The following is a 16,841-nucleotide window of genomic DNA, read 5'->3' as shown; positions in this document are numbered from 1 at the left end:
GACCTAAAGACAGTATTGCATCAGATTGTGTACAACCTTCCGTCGGCTTTGAGCAGGTAGATTCTTGACTTTGTAGGGATTCTGTCTTTTTCATTTTCGATACTGCTTTCATATGATCTGTAACGTCGCCGACGATCAATGGTTACCTCGATAATCAGATCGCGCTGCAGCTTGCCAAGGAGTGCTTTCAGGAAGTCGTGTGATGCATTGATGCGACTTCCGCGTTCCGGGCTGACATTCTCATGCCGGTTGCCCTCGTCAAAGTGCCCCCAGACTTGGGACATCATGACAGTTGAGTGATTCTTATCTGTCCACGTCCGTTGATCAGCATCCGTTCGCAACCCCATCAATTCGCAAATGGCTTCCGCCGGGCGTGGGGCCGGGTAGCTGATGCCTCCTGCCCAACGATCTTGGCTATCCACCCCTCTGTCGTGGCTACGGTCGATGATCCAACCTTTGAGCGAGTATCCATGCTCATCGATTTCCATATCATCTTCAGCGCCTGGAATAGCGTAATCATACCTGCTGTCGGCGGTGCTCAATGCACGTAACAAGGCCTCCGAGCTCATCGGGGATACCAAGGCGCTGTGGATATCGACAGACTGCTCGCGCTCTGAATTTGCTGTTGTCCAATGTCCCCAAATATTGGTCATTGCACCACTATGCAACGCCTCGTCAAAATCCGAAGTCGTGATGAGGCCGTAGTTTTGGTCCGCCTTATCGCAATCCAACCAAGATAGCTGTTCAAGCGGTGCATGGTCTCGCCGGTCCCAGAGCCAACGTCCATCCTGACGTGATAGGTCATGCCGCTCCAGCCAATCAGCAAACTCGTCGACGATCCCATATTCCGGGTCGGAATATACCGGCTTGGAGGCCAGATTTCTACCCGCGACGATCAGCATGGCGTGGTATGCTAGATAAAAATTGAGACTATCTGCACGAGGATAAGAACTGTGTGAACTGTAGGTGTGACCCTCTTGGTACAGCTTACGACGATGACGCTCGTCCTCGTCCCACCGTCCGCGGCCAGCAAATTTTAACTGATTCCGGATGATAGTTCTTGCCTGTGATTCGACTTGTCCTTGCGACAAACCGAATACTCTTCCCAATGGGGCGTACCAGTACTCACCGGTGTCCAAGCCGAAATAGAAGCTGTCATCATTCGCATCTCCTGTCTCATCGCTTCTGGCGAAACGATCATAAGTTCTCGATTGCACGGCAGGAAATGGCGACTTGGCGACGTGCTCCAAAGTGTGCCTGAGATCGCCTTGATCATCGACTATTTCGTTTTCCATCAATATGCGGACCGCCCGAGCTGCGAACAACCTGATAAGGATGTGTGACTCTCCTTTCAATGCAAAGTCCATGAGACGTTGGTCATATGGTGCCAGCGCCGCAGGGTTTGCCATTGCCCCTCGAGTTACGCCAATCAGAAACCACTGGAGCGCGTGTAGGCCGTAGAACGGCAATTTGGCATCGACAAATGCGCCTCCTCCATTCTCAGAGCTCATGTTGAAAAGGTGCTCTAAGATCTCTTTCCGTCCAAGCGCGACAAAGCCCAGCACCGCATGCGCGCCTTCCCACCGCATGACGGCCTCTGGTGCGGCCATCGCGGCCCAGACATAACCCGCCACGGCGGCATTGATGTCAGAAGGAGGCTGGAGATCAGGCGACCAAGGACCATCGCCGTCTTTCTCCTCCAAAGAGCTGGAGAAAAGTTCCAGGCCGAAGTCGAGCGCTTCTAACGCATCGTCTTCAGAGAGCTTGATTGACAAAAGCCCGACCAGCGAAAATAGCCGCGCTGCATCGGCTAAGTCTGCTGTCTCACCGATACCATCTAGGACAACTTCGACAATGTCGGCTTCGTCCACTCCGCTGAGAAGGCAAGCAGTCTTAAAGGGAAAAATTTCGTAGTGCCGATACTTTGCTACGTTGAGGCAGTACCGTCGGCAAAGCTTCCTTAGGATCACACCGAAGGCGCTCTTGAGAGCTGGTCGCTGACTCCATTCCTTCGGGCATTTCTCCAAGAAATATCTTAAATGAAATAGCTCGAATTCAGGAACTTCGCCAAATGACAAGATGAATTCGGCTTCCGAACCTACAGGTACACGGGCGAGCATTTGCTGGAAGAAATGCTCGGGATACCAGTGGCACTCTGAAGCCGTATATCTTCTAAAACTCTCGGAAATACCCTCGGCACTAGCCAAGTCTATTCCGGAGAAAACGCTGTTCCAATCCTTAGTCGTTACCGAAGCTTCATCCACCCCGAAGGCAGTTTTATCGTCTTTCCGGGATTTTCGCTTGAGTTCCCCGAGTTCAGTGAACCGAGCGGTTGTATCGAGGCCTTCCACAAACACTCCGTAGCGGTCTGTGACTTCCTGAAGTCTTTTAAAGTCGCCAGAGTTATGTTGAGCATACCGGAAAAACTGAGCCGCTGTGGCTGCTCTCTCGTTTGAGGATTTACAAGCGTTCAACGCCCCATCAAGCAGCTCTTCATATCGCCAGCGCCCCCGGAAACCGATCAATGGCAGTGCGTTAAGCGGATTTAGTTCACCCCTTTCAATGAGCTTTCTCACTGCGACAGGAACGATGCGTTCTGACCATCCAAAACCACGGTCCCGCCAACGGCTGAGAATCGCCAGTGATGACGGAGGGCACAGCCCGGTCAAAGCCTCGACGGTTCCGTGCCAATCGAAGTGCTTGTCTCGCACAACATAATCGTAGGTTAGCTCTGCGCAGCGCGCGAAGCGGTACGCCGTCTCGGGAACTGGGCGGTCTTTGCGAAAGCATCGGTCAGCCAGGTCCAGTATGGCATCCCACCTCGACAAGTTCTCATCACCAATTTTACTCGCAACTTCCACCGCCTCGTTGAAATATCCTTGGGCCTCTCCTTTGCTAAGGCAAAGGATCGAACGGGATACTTCGATAAAGCCCTCCGACTTCTGTTCGGCATCAGATCTTTCGCCGTCGGTAAGATTAAATGCTTCCAACGCAAATTCGAGCGCGTTTTTCCGGGCATTGGAGTTTTCGCAACATAGCCTTGCCAGAGTGGTCAAAGTAGGCGTGAAAAGCGGTCGTTTCAAACTGCTTTTCCAACTGGAGAAAGCGCCCAGCGTTTTTTCGTCAACTGCCTGCAGTCTGAATAAGATTTCGAACCATAGCAAGGCTATCTCGTTCGAAGTGTAGTGGTCGTCCCGGTAATTAATTCGAGCGGCCGTGTTTGACGCCTCACGCGCCAAGGCAAGCTCGTCATTCAGCATTGGACCAGTAACGAGTCCGGCGATAACCCTCGCCCTGAGGTTGTGCCAAGGTAGGAGCGAGCCGATGTCCTCTTTGAATTCTTGAAGATCGGGAGACGTCGAATGTCGGTTTTTCCCTTCTAACTCCTGTCGGAGAGACCCATGCGCGAGATCCATGAGTTCGAGGGGTGTATCGATCAGCGTAGCACGCAGGCTATAACCACGCAGGAGATGAGATCGCGTGTTAGAGAAACGGGACGTAATATCTGACGGCGGCTCACTTGGCAGGTAGCGCGAAAGGACCGATGCCGCCTCTTTTTTAGAACAAAGTGACTGCTCTAAAGCCGCTTCCACTAGAATAACCACTGCGTTCAGGGCGGAGAAGCGATCAGTGAACGAACCGCCATCGCTAAGGCTTATTCGGGTGCTGGCAAGCAATCGGAACGCTCTTTGCGTCACTTCGAGAGGCGGTACCTTTCGAATTCGCTGCAATGCTACGGCGATCCCCAGCACCAAACACAGATTGTTGTCAGCGGCTACCGCGAACGCATTCAAATCATCTATGCGGTTGTGATCGATAAGTCGTTTGGCAACCGCAAGCCCTACGCGGAACGAAACCTCCCTTGGTGTCCAGCGGCCGAGGCTGTGTGCTGCAGCTTCGGCACCATGGATATTAATTTCGGCAAAGGTCAATGCAACGATGTCTTCGTCCGAAATTCGTTCCTTCTCTCGCTCTTCTTCAGACAGTCTGCTCCAGTTCCTAAGCCATTCGGATGCCATGCGCAGACGGCTCCGAGCATCGCCCACCAAAGCCGGGCACCCCGACATCAGAGCCGCTTCGTAGGCATGATGCGATCCAAGCCAGCCTGAACCGAATGTTCCTCGCGACACTATTTCCTGAATTAGGTCAACGTCGAGAAACGTCGAAGACAGGTCAGTATTTGCCTGTAAAATCTTCCTCTGCCTGTCGTCTCCGGCCGTTTCACCCCCCGCTTTTAGCGCGAGTTTGGTCGCATCAAGATAGCGTTTCGAACGTAGTCCTGCTTTCAGCGCGAATTGTAGTCGCTGCAGTTCGATGTCGCGTCTCTCTAGGGGACTCGTGTCCGGGAGAGCATCGGACTTCAACGCAAGGTCAACAAGATTTGAGAATTGTCCGGCATCGAGCATCAATTGCGGCAAAACAGATGCAACATAGGGGCTTTTTGAGGCGAGCGGATACAGAACACTGATGAAGCCGCCCATTGAGGCGCTCGTCGGCTTGTACCTCTCTCGAAACCACGTCTCTGCAGGTTCATCGAAAAACTGCACAGAATCGCCTGCCAAACGCAGCGGCCTTCCGATGTCTATGACAAAGCTTTTTATTGCTGACTCAGGAACGTGCGAAATCGCAGACAAGACCGACAAGGGGATGAGCGGGCGAAGCGCGGCCAGTGCAGTACATATACTATCGACCTGAGATCTTTCTAATGGCCCCAAGTGATCTTTCAACTTCTCTATGGCTGCTTCGAGCAAGCTGCCGATGGTGTCTTCAACTGATTTGGGGTTGGGGCCAAGCAAGCGAAGTGTAATGGGCAGAGTCTCGTTACGAGACAAGGCAAGAGCCTGAACGCGGGGGTTGCATGAACTGAGGCGATGAAATTCGTCCACATCATGTTCATTCGCTTCGGGAAAACGCAGTCGAAGATGTAATGCCGTTTCTGCGCGGCTGAATGGTTTCAGTTCACGACATAGCGCTTCGCTAGGCGGGTCGAGGTGGTGTTGACGATGTGAGCGACAAAGGAATACTAACCGGACGTTATCCGGCATCTTTTCTCTGATAATGTCACGCACAAATGATTTCTTTTCTCCAATCTCTTCAGCGGCCATCTGGGCGTTATCTGCGGCATCGACTACGATACACAGCAGCGCTTTGGGGTCTTGAAGCCGTATGAGGTCCGAAGCTTGCCCTATGCGATGCACGAAGGCTTTGACATAAGACGCCGAATCCGCATGAGCTGTCGGAATGAGCAAATGGCAGAGCCCTTTGCTCGCCAACTCATTTGCAATTTGTACCAAACCGTCTTTGTGCCGGTGGCGATAGCCGGATGCATTGCGATATCGGCCGTTTCCAAAGCAATCGTAGAGAATGCAATTCGAGCCGCTGGGAAGACCGCCTGCAATTCTATTAGCAAAGATCGTCTTGCCGATACCGCCAGACGCATGAATTACCACTGGACCTTTGGCCGCAACAATTTCGGCCACAAGGTGAAGCTCTTGATCCCGAGCCAGCGAACCGTCCAATTTTTCAATGAGGTTCGGAGCCGGAAATAGAGCGCTCTCATCGGTATCCAAAGCGCGGAATATGTCCATCTTTGTAATGGAAGGATTGCGCTCTCCCTCCGATAGCGCCTTCCGCGTCACAAGCTCTTTTAGCTTCAGGGGACCATATACGTCCGAATCTGGGAGATAGCCACCAACATCCTGGAATAGAATGTTGCGTTGATCCCAATAGTCATCCTGTCGTCCTTCAAAATGTATAAGCTTACAGAACGCCATAAGATCATCGCCGGAAAGGCCTGCGAATCGCTCAATCTTCTTGGCTTCTTTGATGTGGCGAACAGTCCGCCCTTCCGCAACGTCTTCGACAGTCTCAGCGAAAGCATCGCCAATTGGCCGATTCGTTACAAACCAAAACTCCAGCTTTCCGACTAGGACATCTTTAGGAAACGTCTTGAGCAATTCCCTGTACCGCTCGGCAAAGCCCGTAATTGATTTCTCTAGTCCACTGGCCGTCCACGGTTCATGCGCGTGCAAGGTTGAATGCTTGAGTTGCATGTAACGCACGAGCCGTGCGTCAGCAAAATCCTCGCTGCCGAAGTACTCGGCGATATCGATAACGTCTTCTCCAGCAGTAACGATTTCGCCGCCACCAAATTCTGTCGGTGATATTCCCTCAATAGTGACGGCCACGAGGTCGCAAGTGGCGGACAGCAGCTCTAGGCATCGTCGCGCTGCCCAAAGGTAATGAAACTGATCGCCATCGCGGCTGGGGCGAACAAGATTGGTTTTTGCCATTTCAATATTGCCTACTGATAGATTTTGCCGCCTAGCAGCCTATGGACGAATCTTTCAGCAGTGTAGCAAACAAGAATTGAGTAATGTAAGTGAATGCAGCTCCATAAGGGCGTTGCTAACTGTATTTGCGCAAGGGCAAACATGAGATTCCCGAACCGCCCAAATTTCACCAATTGAAAAGCCACTCCAACAGCGTATCGGGCTTATGCGGCCTGCGTGGCCTGCCAGCTTAGGGGCGGTCGACTAGCAATACATTCTGAAGGAACGCAGCTGTTGACCGCTCCCTTAAAACCGAAGTCGGGTTTTGAGATCAAGAAAACGGAATTTAAATGACCGACTTGAAGGCGTGAAGCCGCCGTTAGATAAACGACCCTAAATGTTCACAAAATACCATGATTACTGATCGCATCAGGGTATACTCACATGTGACGAACTAGCGGTTACAGCCACCCATGTAACATCTGGGTTGACAGCGGCTATTTGTGACAGGGTAGCGTCAAGCCTAAAGCTTGAGGTGACACATGGCACGAATTGGCTACGCACGCGTTAGCACGCTAGATCAGGATTTAGAAATTCAGCAACAGCGACTCGTCGCCGAAGGCTGCCAGATCGTTCGATGCGAAAAGGTGTCGGGCGCAAGCCGCCGAGGCCGAACCGAGTTGGCAACGATCATCGAGTTTTTGCGCGAAGATGACGAGTTGATCGTCACACGCCTTGATCGCCTTGGCCGTGACACCCGTGACGTCCTAAACATTGTCCACGAATGTGAACAGCGCGGAGCATACGTTACCGTTCTCGAACCACACGTTTCAACAAAAGGCGAAATGGGCAAAGTCATTCTGACTGTACTTGGCATGGTGGCGCAGATGGAGCGGCGCTTCATTAAAGATCGCCAGCGCGAAGGAATCGATCGAGCGAAAGTCCGCGGCACATATAAGGGCGGGAAGCAGCGCATCGATCATGATCTTGTTTTTAAATTGCGTGATAGCGGGTTTTCAATCTTGTCAATTGCAAAACAAGTTGATTGCTCGCGAATGCAGGTTTATCGCGTACTTGCCGCACGGATGACGTAGCAATTGAATAGCGGAAATCTCAGCATTCACAAGGGTTGCGACCACAATCGTAAGCGCAGCCCCGTTCACACCTTGACCGAATTTTGGAGAACTGCAGAGGTCGACAAATACTTGAGCACATCGGCGTCGTGTTACCTTGACCTGACATTGTTATCGGGAGGCCAATATGTACAAGAGAGTGGTCATTTACGCGCGGTATTCAACAGATCAACAGAACCCAGCTTCAATCGAAACCCAGCTTGATCTGGGGGCTTCATTTGTTGCGGAGCGCGGTTGGAAGCTGAGCGGGACATATGTTGATGCTGGCGTTAGCGGCGCTAGCTTCTCCAGTCGCTCGATCCGATCATCCTTGCGGACTTCACGAAGCTGCGATGCGATCAGCATCGCCTTCAGGGCAGCAATATCGTCTGGAAGATCGACCGTGTCCAACATGGAGAAAGCCTATCAAATTTGGTGTCGTCACGCCGCCGAAATTTGCGAACCGAGTCATCGTGACGCACCTATTCGATTGCTGTTGGCGCTCTTACCTCAACAGAGCGAACCCGCCGCCAATCAAGTCCCGCAAACAGCGCCTCGAACTGGGCATGCGTCAGTGTCATCAGTCCATCCTTGACACCGGGCCAGGTGAATGTGTGATCCTCCAGCCTCTTGTAGGCCATGACGATGCCGCTGCCATCCCAGTAGATCAGCTTCAGCCGATCGGCCTTGCGCGACCGGAATACAAAAACCGTTCCGGTGAACGGGTTCTTGTGCAGCTCGTTCTTCACCAGCGCCGCCAAGCCATCATGCCCCTTGCGGAAGTCCACGGGCTTGGTCGCCATCATGATCCGCACGCGGTTCGAGGGAAAGATCATACCAGAACCGCGCAGGCACGCGCGACAGCGGCGATCCGGGAGGCGGACGCGCCTTCTTCCAACCGGATCGTGACAGCGCCGACGATGATCTCGGGACGGCTGGCTTTCTTGACGGGCGGCTCAGCAATGGGTGGATCGACGACAACCGCCGCGAACTCCACCGCACCCTCGGGTGCTGGCAGAACCAGCTTGCCCTGCCGTGCCATCGTTCGCCAAGTCGAGAGGTGGTTTGGCTTCAGGCCGTGGCGTTCTGCAACTTCATTCACCAACGCTCCGGGCCGAAGGCTCTCCGAAACGATCTGGGCCTTCACCTCGTCCGGCCAATGCCGCTGTGGCTCACGCCCAGACTTCCTGGCCGTGAGAAACTCCAATGTAGTCTCCATGGAGAAACTCCCGTTGCTCGTCCATGGATAGGCGATCACAGATCAGGTGGGCGAGGACAATGTGGGATTGGAACAGCGGTTACCCACAATCGACATGTACATGCGAAAAAATTTGCCGTTAAGGACGTAGTGTGTTGGTTTTCTCCTTTACGTCACGGGTTACCCTACGGACGACCCCAAACTGGCTGTATAAACCCTCCATCGCACGGACAGAGTGCTGAACTCGCTTGTGCTCTCATTTGTCGATAAGTTTGGCAAACGCTACCGGCCGTACGCCACAGCGAAGCGCATAAAAAAGAGATTTAAGTACTTTCGTAAATACTGGTTGTTTCTAAAAATAAGGCCACCAACCTGTTACAGTTTAACAGACAATAAAAATTCAACCTACATCGAGTCTGTCCTTAAAATATCCGCGCGTACTTCGAACCGCTTACGCTGACCAGCCGTTGGTACAAAGCTTTGTGCGATTGGCTCAGGAATAGGAATGTAAATCCGGTCCTTCAAAACGATTGTACATGATGGGAATGCGCCTCCACCTGCCGGGGCATCCACTACTTCCCGAGTCTGAAGGTCGTAGTACAAGCCAAATTGCCCAGAATGGTGTAAGAAAATGAACAGTGTTTTTTGTCCACCCCAAACCACTGAAGTTTTGTGAGGCTGAAGAAAAAAGTCACCCATTTCTTCCCGAACTCGGTCAGTGATGGCCAAAAAGTTGCGGTAGCCTCTTAACGGGGGCTCATTTTCACCAAGAACTAGTAGTTTTGCGGAACTGGTATTTTCCAAACGTGTAATAGCGGGGGCAGCTTCGAAATTCACGGCGATATCAGCTTCCGCGTGTTGTAAAGCCGTTTCATTTTGTATTATGTCAGGCACAACTTCGTGCACATTACGTGATGCACCCACGTCTACAAACTGTACGCTTCCCCGCACCGCTGACTGTGAGCGTTGAACTGCTTGCTCCATTGAGATCAAGCCTTCTTGATAATCCTCCCATATTTTAGGGAGCGTTCCCAGATCATCGTCCGCATACTCAAATAATTCGCGAGGACGTCTGATAGCCTTAAGAAAGGCTTCGGCTCCCTGACGCGTGCTGCTAGGAACGAAGTCACTAACCTTTGGGAAAATAATAGTCCGGACGAAATCTTTAGCCATACTTCCAAATGAAGAATAATCGTGTTCAAACAAACCAAATAGCATCTTTAGTGTTTGACCTTCTGGATTCAAAACTATTCTAACGGATTCGGCTCCTTTTTCCGCTAGTATTGGCAATTGATGAGATATATCAGCATAAAAAACATTAGCCTTTAAGAAATAATCAGATTCTAAGATAGATTCTATTCTAAACGCTAAAGCACTTTCAGCTGCACTCAAATCCTTCCAACTGCGTAAGTTCGTAATCACCGGCTTATTAGAAACTGTTTCGATCTTTGCATACCGCTGTAGGTAGCCCTGCTCACACTTTCTTCTTGGGTTAGTTCTTGCTGCGAGAAGTAAGGGTGAATCCTCGTTAGCGTGTAGCTTAATAATCGACTGATCCGTGCCTTCGTAGAGCATCATCGGCTTATTTTTGGTGAGGTTAGAAATTTCATTTAATGTCAATCGATCGCCGGGCTGAATTGTCATTCGGAGGAGCCCACATAAATCAAACCTGTCTCTCGTTGCCACCCAGTTCATAAACGCGGTACTGGCATCACATTCATCACGTTTACTAAGCTCAACAGAGATGTAGCCATCTATCTCATGGACCATTGATTGCAAAAGCTGCATCCCATCTACCGTAAGGGCTTCGCGACCAGCGGTTGGCTCAAGGACCAGCAAGTCTGCAACTCCACCAAATTGATACGCTGAGCTGACTGAGGCGGTCGCCAATCCGAAGCCGCTTCTAAATGTCTGTAAATTCGGGTGCCCGCTGCGTAGAACTAGACGGCCAGCCAATGGCTTTCCATCCCAAACAAGATTAGTTAGCTTGATCCAGATATCCGCGTTGTTAGACAACACCATTTCAACGTCAGCTGAAAAGCGATCACCTAATCTGCATGCAGAAACAGCATTTCTCCATGTTTCCGGTATGGTCGGTACATAACTCTCAACAGGCTTGCAGCTTATCATCTGCCCATTAACGTATACAGGCACTTCAACCAGAGATATAAACTCAGATACATAGTTTTTTGCTTGGTCAATATTTATTTCGGAGCCAGGAGATATGCTCGCTTCGATGGTGGTTCCGGGCTCGCTTTTGCTATCCAATGTGTGCATTTCGATACAATCGTCAGTAAGCGAAAGCTTTTCCTTTACCGCTTTGCATAGAGTCCGTTCACCGCTTAACGCGCTTTCAGTCTCAACAGTAAGTTCATCAGCAATGCCAAAATTGGCCATCGCACCAATACCAAATGTACCGACCACGCCGGCGGCGCGAGCCTCATCATTGTTCTTGCTGCTACTACCGGCCTTCCAATAATGCTGTCGAAGGTCATCCGGCGTCATGCCGAGGCCGTTATCTGATATAACGATCTTGTTGGAAAACAGTTTGATTTCTATGCGTGGTTGAAAATCATCTCCTTTATGGAGGCGCTGCCTTATCGCATCAAATGCATTTTGGGTGTTCTCGCGTAACAAAGCCAGCGGGGATTGATAGATCTGCTTTGCTAAAAGCTGAATGACCCTTTGAGTTTCGATCTGAAAAGGTATCAATTTTGCGGTCATTTTCCAGCCTTCATCTTGGCGACTGCCAGTCGATCATTCAATTGCTGCACAACTGGCTTTGCTAACGTATCATGTTTTGCAATTAACTCAGCAGCTCCACCAAAATCCTTCGTTTCAATCAAGGCGATAGCAAGCCAAACGATCTCATCGTCAGAATCAGCTTTTGGGAGCAGCCGTTTGAGGATTTCCCAGTCCTTTGCTTCAAGCGCCGCTTCACACGCGAGCCGCTTCGCATAAGAACTTTTATCAACATCGATAGCCATAAGTTCATCAAGTGCTCTCTTGGCCTCGCCACTCTTTAGAAATTCTTCGGCACGAAGAATAGCTCTACGAGCATTGTCTTCATCTGGCTTAACGACTTGACCAGCTATATTCTCCTGAGCCAACCAACTAATACGTGCGTGCCCCATTAGAAACTCGCCATTATTTTTTCTTGAGAACTGACCCGCCTCACCCATCTCACGCGCGTGAACACGGCCGGCTTTGTAATCGTCTTCAATCACAACAATGTTGTACTGGCGATTTATTCCGCGAGGGAGCTCGCGAGCGCCAGCGCAGAGGGACCCCGCGCTAACAACAGCCATGGCATGTTCTTCATTCAAATGTATTGAGCGTGTTTGAGTTGCACCAATATGCTGATGACCATGGAACCCGATTTGGAACCCGAAGCCGGCCATCTCCTTGACGTGACTGACATCCATATAATCGTGGCGCATAGGCGGCCCCTCGATACTGTGATGCCACACGGCTGCCTTAAGTTCGTATGTTTTGGGAAGAGCTCTTATTGCTAGAGAACAGCGCCCGATAACACCGGGCTGGATATCGCCTGAATATCCAAAGCAGTCATTTCCGTAGGTCGAATCAAATGCCGCAACTAAAATCCGGCCTTCATCAACCTCAAAAAGCTGAAATCCTCGCGACCTGTCGATGGGCAATGGAAAAGTATAGCCCCTATAAAAGTCAGATACAAACTCCCAATATGCGTCTAGCTTTCGCTGATATAGTGTGGTGTCAGTGATTTTGTAAACGCTTCGATCCTTCCAAGACCACCGGTATAAACTGCCTTGCCGCTCAATAAGGCTCTGAATATTATCATTAATTTCTTCGGATTTAGCGCTTTCCATCGAAGACCGAGACGTATTCCAGCACACATCGTGATTTCCCGGAATCAAAACCAACTGGCTTCTATCTCCTCCCAGAAATCGATCAGACAGTTCGCACAGAAAATCTTTGGCTGTTGCGTATTGGTTAACCATTTCTTCACGCCAGCCAACATCGCCTATTTTCGCCCCCTGAATTATGTCACCGCTAACGATGATCCCACAAGGCGGGGGCACTTTGGGCGTCTCACCTATATATCTATCACTGTCGGCCACCAACGCAGCAATCAGTGAGTCGTTGTTGACGGGTTCGGATGGTGAGCGGTGCAGGTCAGAAATATGCAAAATGGAGATCAAATTATGGGCCTCAATGCCGGACTCAACCGCGATAATAAGCACATACTCGCATAAGGTTTAATGCTAGTCGATCTAAGCCGAACCGATATATAAAAATATTTGGAGAATTTTATTGGTGATGTGCGGCTTGGGTACTTGGGAGTCCATACCATACTGAGCTCACGTCCCGAGTAAGGTAACAGTTCCCAAACGCCCAATTTCCGTCGTTTTGGAACGAAGATTAGAGCACTCTCAGGATTTCATCAATAAAAGGTCAAATAACTTAAATTTGTGGGTGGTTTTGTGGGCTTTTATAATGCTTTTCAGCCAAGCTACTGAAATAACAGGTCAATTAGCAACGAATGGCGGAGAGGGTGGGATTCGAACCCACGATACCCTTGCAGGTATGCCGCATTTCGAGTGCGGTGCATTCGACCACTCTGCCACCTCTCCGCATGCGCGAACGCTTGCGTTGCGCGCTCCTCTTAAACATCAATGGCCGGGCTGACAAGGGGAATTTCGTGTTTGTGTCACAAATTATTCGTCATGGGTGAGGCTGGGGAAATGCATCGGCTTATGGCCGTTTTCGCAGATATTTTTAAAGGGACGCGCACGACCCGCAGGGGTGCGCGTCACATTCGATAGCAGCGTCAGGTCCGTTGATAACGCCGCAAGATTTCCCGGATTTTTTCATCCTGCTCCCTATCGGGCAGAAGGGCCGGTTGGCGGCTGGCGCCGACGGATGGGTCCTGGAGATAAAGCGAGCGTTTGACCATGGCCGGTGCGAAACCGAGGGCGTAGAGATCGGTGCGGAAGTCGGCGTAGATTGCCTGCTGGCGTTCGGCCTCGGTCATATCACCGGCGTTGAAGGCATTGAGAATGCCGGCCAGCACATCCGGCAGCGCGTTGCCGAGGCCGGAAATGCAGCCTGCCGCACCATTCTGCAACGACCAGAGAACGAGGTGATCCGGGCCGGAATAGACCTCGAAACCCGGCATCTCCTTTGCCACCTGAAGATAGGCTTCGAGCGTCTGCTGAGCGCCGCCGGAATCCTTGATGCCGGCGATATTGCCATGGGTGGCGAGTTTGCGGGCGGTTTCCGGCTCTATGTGGTTCTGGGTGCGGGCGGGAATGTCATAGAGATAGACCGGCGTTTCAACGGCGTCAGCCACCGTGGAGAAATGGCGGATCAAGCCGTCCTGCGTGCAGGCGATGAAGAAGGGCGTGATGACGGCGATACTGTCAACGCCGATGCGGTCGAAGGCTTTGGCAAGTTGCAGGGTTTCGAATGTGGCGGGCATGCCCGCATTCACGATCACCTTGGCACGGCCGGCAACTTCGTCCACCACCTCTTCCGTCAGCCGGATTTTTTCCGCATGCGTCAGCGCGGTAAAATCGCCATTTGTGCCGGCGCACATGATGTTGTTGCCGGCCGCCACCTGGCGGCGCACCTGCGCGCGGGTTGCCTCATAGTTGATGGTTTCGTCCTCGTTGAAACAGGTGACGAGCGCGACGAAAGCTTGTTTGCTCATGAAAGAACTCCGCTTGAATTTCCGATGGCGTCGCCGGCGACGGCCGGATGACGCTGAGATTGCATATCGGGGTCGGGATCGAGGCTCGCGGATAGAAGGGCACGGGTATAGGCCTCGCGCGGCGCGTCGAAAACCTGCCGAACCGTGCCGAACTCCACCACCTCTCCCCGCTGCATGACCATGACGTGATCGGCAAAATCCCGAACCACCGGCAAATCATGCGCGATGAAGATGAAGGAGAGGCCCATTTCGCGGCGCAGCTTGTCCAGCAGTGCGATGACCTGCGCCTGAACCGAAACATCTAGCGCCGAGACCGCCTCGTCGCAGATGATGAGCTTCGGTTCCAGCGCCAATGCGCGGGCAATGGCGATCCGCTGCCGCTGACCGCCGGAGAACTGATGCGGATAACGGCGCATATGTTCCGGCGAGAGACCCACCTGATGCAGCAATTCGGCGACCCGCTCACGCCATCTCGACCTGGGCAAGATCTCCGGATGGATAACCCAGGCCTCGGAAATCAGCTGAAACACCGTCATGCGCGGATTGAGCGACTGGGTGGGGTCCTGAAACACCATCTGCAAATCGCGCCGGAGCGCGAAGAGTTCGGCAGGCGGAAGCTTGAAGAGGTCGCGACCCTTCCACAAGGCGCTGCCCGCATCCGGCTCGTCAAGGCGAAGTAGAATACGCGCCAGCGTCGATTTGCCGGAACCGCTTTCGCCGACGACCGCGATGGTTTCGCCTTCCATGAGGTCGAAGGAAATGCCCTTCAGCGCCTCGAAGGCGCCGTAACGCTTGCGCACATCACGCACGCTGAGCAGCGCTTCGCCCGCCGCCTGCGGCTCGTGCATGTCGCCCCTGCCGGGTGCTGCACTGATGAGCTTGCGGGTATAGGGGTGCTGCGGATTGCGATAGACCTCGCGCACCGTGCCGGCTTCGACCAGAACGCCCTTTTCCATCACCACCACCCGGTCGGCGATTTCGGCGACGACGCCGAGATCATGGGTTATGATGAGCACGGCCATGCCGGTTTCCCGCTGCAATTCCTTGAGCAGCGAAAGCACTTCAGCCTGCACCGTCACATCAAGCGCGGTTGTCGGTTCATCCGCGATCAGGAGATCGGGCCGAAGAGCTAGCGCCATGGCGATCATGACGCGCTGGCGCTGGCCGCCGGAAAATTCATGCGGATATTTCTTCAAGGCCCCGTCCGGGTCGGGAATGCCGACGCGGGCGACAAGCCGCCTCGCCTCCGCTTCGGCCTTTGCCTTGTCCATGCCGTGGGTGGTCATCGCCTCACGGATCTGCCAGCCGACAGTATAGACCGGATTGAGATGGCTGAGCGGATCCTGAAAGATCATGGCGATACGCCGGCTGTTGATCTCGCGTCGCGCCTCGGCCGGCATGGTCAGAAGATCCTGACCGTCAAGCAATATCTGACCGCTGCTGATATGTCCGGGCGGCATGTCGAGGAGGTTCATGATGGCCGAGGACGATACAGACTTGCCCGAGCCGCTTTCGCCGAGGATAGCCAGCGTTTCGCCACGGTCGATATGGTAGGAGACATCCTTCACCGCATGGACGACACCGCTTGCGGTGTGGAACTCCACGGAAAGGTTGCGCACGTCGAGAAGATGGTCAGCCATGCTTGCGGCCTTTCATTTCCAGCCGCCAGCGCTGCACGGGATCAAGCGCGATGCGCAGCCAGTTGGAAAGCAGGTTGAGCGACAGGGTGGTAAGGATGATGGCAAGTCCCGGCCAGAAGGACAGCCACCAGGCATTGGTGAGATATTGCCGCCCCTGCGAAATCATCAGGCCCCAGGTGATTTCCGGCGGCTGAATGCCGATGCCGAGGAAAGACAGCGCGCTTTCCGCCAGCATCACATAGGCGAAATCGAGCGTCGCGAGCGTCGTCAGCGTCGGCAACACGACGGGCAGGATGTGACGGAAGAGGATGCGCTTGCCCGATGCGCCCATGACCCTTGCTGCCTGCACAAACATGCGCTCGCGCACCTCCAGCACCTCCGCCCGCGTGGTGCGGATGTAAACGGGAATGCGGGTGATGGCGAGAACCAGCATCAGGTTGAGGATGGAGGAACCGAGCAGATAAAGCACGATGACCGCGATCAAGAGCGACGGGAACGACATGATCACATCCGCAAGCCGCATGATGATCTGGCCGACACGGTTGGAGGAAAAACCGGCGATCAACCCGAGCACGGTGCCGGTGATGGCGGAAAGAAGCACCGCGCCGGCGGCGATCATCATCGTGTTTTGCGTGGCCGCGACAATGCGCGCGAGAAGCGAGCGGCCGAGCGCATCCGCTCCCAGCCAGAAATACCACTCGCGCTGCCAGTCGAACGGGGCGAGGTTGCGCCCGCGCAGGTTCTGTTTCGTCGCCAGATCGCCAAGCCAGGCAGGGCCGATAAAAGCGAGGATAACAACGATGATGAGGAAGATCGCGGCGCAGAGCGCGAATTTATCCGCCCACAACATGCGCAGCATGCGCGTTGCGAAGGACGGCTCGGCGATGATCTCGGTGTCGGCATTGGAAAGGCTCATGGCTGAACGGC

General features: G+C 52.9%; 9 protein-coding genes, 1 tRNA gene and 1 pseudogene. 2 read left to right on the top strand and 9 right to left on the bottom strand.

The window, feature by feature from the left end:
• Nucleotides 1–20: 20 nt before the first annotated feature.
• Complete coding sequence (avs3a, locus tag F3H58_RS18795) at nucleotides 21–6,293, bottom strand: AVAST type 3 anti-phage nuclease/ATPase Avs3a (protein ID WP_149743272.1); 6,273 nt, start codon at nucleotides 6,291–6,293, stop codon at nucleotides 21–23.
• Nucleotides 6,294–6,814: 521 nt separating this feature from the next.
• On the opposite strand from avs3a, the gene F3H58_RS18790 reads away from it, so the two are divergent.
• Together F3H58_RS18790 and F3H58_RS27280 are read left to right on the top strand one after the other, a co-directional pair.
• Entirely contained in the window at nucleotides 6,815–7,366 is a 552-nt protein-coding gene (locus F3H58_RS18790) for a recombinase family protein (RefSeq protein WP_149743271.1), read from the top strand.
• A 166-nt stretch (nucleotides 7,367–7,532) separates the two neighbouring features.
• Nucleotides 7,533–7,640: pseudogene (locus F3H58_RS27280) on the top strand (recombinase family protein); the annotation flags it as partial.
• A gap of 226 nt (nucleotides 7,641–7,866) precedes the next feature.
• Here the strand turns inward: F3H58_RS27280 and tnpB are convergent.
• The 8 genes from tnpB to F3H58_RS18745 all read right to left on the bottom strand — a co-directional run bounded on the left by tnpB (nucleotide 7,867) and on the right by F3H58_RS18745 (nucleotide 16,830).
• Nucleotides 7,867–8,220 carry an IS66 family insertion sequence element accessory protein TnpB gene (gene tnpB / locus F3H58_RS18780; RefSeq protein ID WP_149743267.1) on the bottom strand — a complete coding sequence of 118 codons (354 nt, stop codon included), beginning with the start codon at nucleotides 8,218–8,220 and terminating at the stop codon, nucleotides 7,867–7,869.
• Nucleotides 8,217–8,603, bottom strand: coding sequence for an IS66-like element accessory protein TnpA (gene tnpA, locus F3H58_RS18775; RefSeq protein WP_149743266.1), 387 nt, complete (start codon nucleotides 8,601–8,603; stop codon nucleotides 8,217–8,219). Before tnpA ends, tnpB begins: the two co-directional genes overlap by 4 nt.
• Nucleotides 8,604–8,987: 384 nt before the next feature.
• On the bottom strand, nucleotides 8,988–11,306 hold the full coding sequence (locus F3H58_RS18770) for an ATP-binding protein (protein ID WP_149743264.1): 2,319 nt from the start codon (nucleotides 11,304–11,306) through the stop codon (nucleotides 8,988–8,990).
• Entirely contained in the window at nucleotides 11,303–12,805 is a 1,503-nt protein-coding gene (locus F3H58_RS18765) for a metallophosphoesterase (protein ID WP_149743262.1), read from the bottom strand. The genes F3H58_RS18770 and F3H58_RS18765 overlap by 4 nt, the downstream gene beginning before the upstream one ends.
• 300 nt (nucleotides 12,806–13,105) lie before the next feature.
• A tRNA-Ser gene (locus F3H58_RS18760) sits at nucleotides 13,106–13,195 on the bottom strand.
• Nucleotides 13,196–13,392: 197 nt separating this feature from the next.
• On the bottom strand, nucleotides 13,393–14,274 hold the full coding sequence (locus tag F3H58_RS18755; protein WP_149743261.1) for a dihydrodipicolinate synthase family protein: 882 nt from the start codon (nucleotides 14,272–14,274) through the stop codon (nucleotides 13,393–13,395).
• The gene (locus F3H58_RS18750; protein ID WP_149743259.1) at nucleotides 14,271–15,914 is read right to left on the bottom strand and encodes an ABC transporter ATP-binding protein; all 1,644 of its coding nucleotides are present in this window, start codon (nucleotides 15,912–15,914) and stop codon (nucleotides 14,271–14,273) included. Before F3H58_RS18750 ends, F3H58_RS18755 begins: the two co-directional genes overlap by 4 nt.
• Complete coding sequence (locus F3H58_RS18745) at nucleotides 15,907–16,830, bottom strand: ABC transporter permease (RefSeq protein WP_149743258.1); 924 nt, start codon at nucleotides 16,828–16,830, stop codon at nucleotides 15,907–15,909. The genes F3H58_RS18750 and F3H58_RS18745 overlap by 8 nt, the downstream gene beginning before the upstream one ends.
• Nucleotides 16,831–16,841: the final 11 nt, after the last annotated feature.

This window comes from Rhizobium sp. NFACC06-2, assembly GCF_900101425.1.
In the GTDB taxonomy this organism is placed as follows: domain Bacteria; phylum Pseudomonadota; class Alphaproteobacteria; order Rhizobiales; family Rhizobiaceae; genus Agrobacterium; species Agrobacterium leguminum.
This window is presented reverse-complemented; position numbering and strand designations above follow the sequence as displayed.

Bases quoted from the DNA above. Each gene is read 5' to 3' on its own strand.
- tnpA (WP_149743266.1), bottom strand. From the start codon at position 8,603: ATGGAGACTACATTGGAGTTTCTCACGGCCAGGAAGTCTGGGCGTGAG.
- F3H58_RS18790 (WP_149743271.1), top strand. From the start codon at position 6,815: ATGGCACGAATTGGCTACGCACGCGTTAGCACGCTAGATCAGGATTTA.
- tnpB (WP_149743267.1), bottom strand. From the start codon at position 8,220: ATGATCTTTCCCTCGAACCGCGTGCGGATCATGATGGCGACCAAGCCC.
- F3H58_RS18745 (WP_149743258.1), bottom strand. From the start codon at position 16,830: ATGAGCCTTTCCAATGCCGACACCGAGATCATCGCCGAGCCGTCCTTC.
- F3H58_RS18770 (WP_149743264.1), bottom strand. From the start codon at position 11,306: ATGACCGCAAAATTGATACCTTTTCAGATCGAAACTCAAAGGGTCATT.
- F3H58_RS18750 (WP_149743259.1), bottom strand. From the start codon at position 15,914: ATGGCTGACCATCTTCTCGACGTGCGCAACCTTTCCGTGGAGTTCCAC.
- avs3a (WP_149743272.1), bottom strand. From the start codon at position 6,293: ATGGCAAAAACCAATCTTGTTCGCCCCAGCCGCGATGGCGATCAGTTT.
- F3H58_RS18755 (WP_149743261.1), bottom strand. From the start codon at position 14,274: ATGAGCAAACAAGCTTTCGTCGCGCTCGTCACCTGTTTCAACGAGGAC.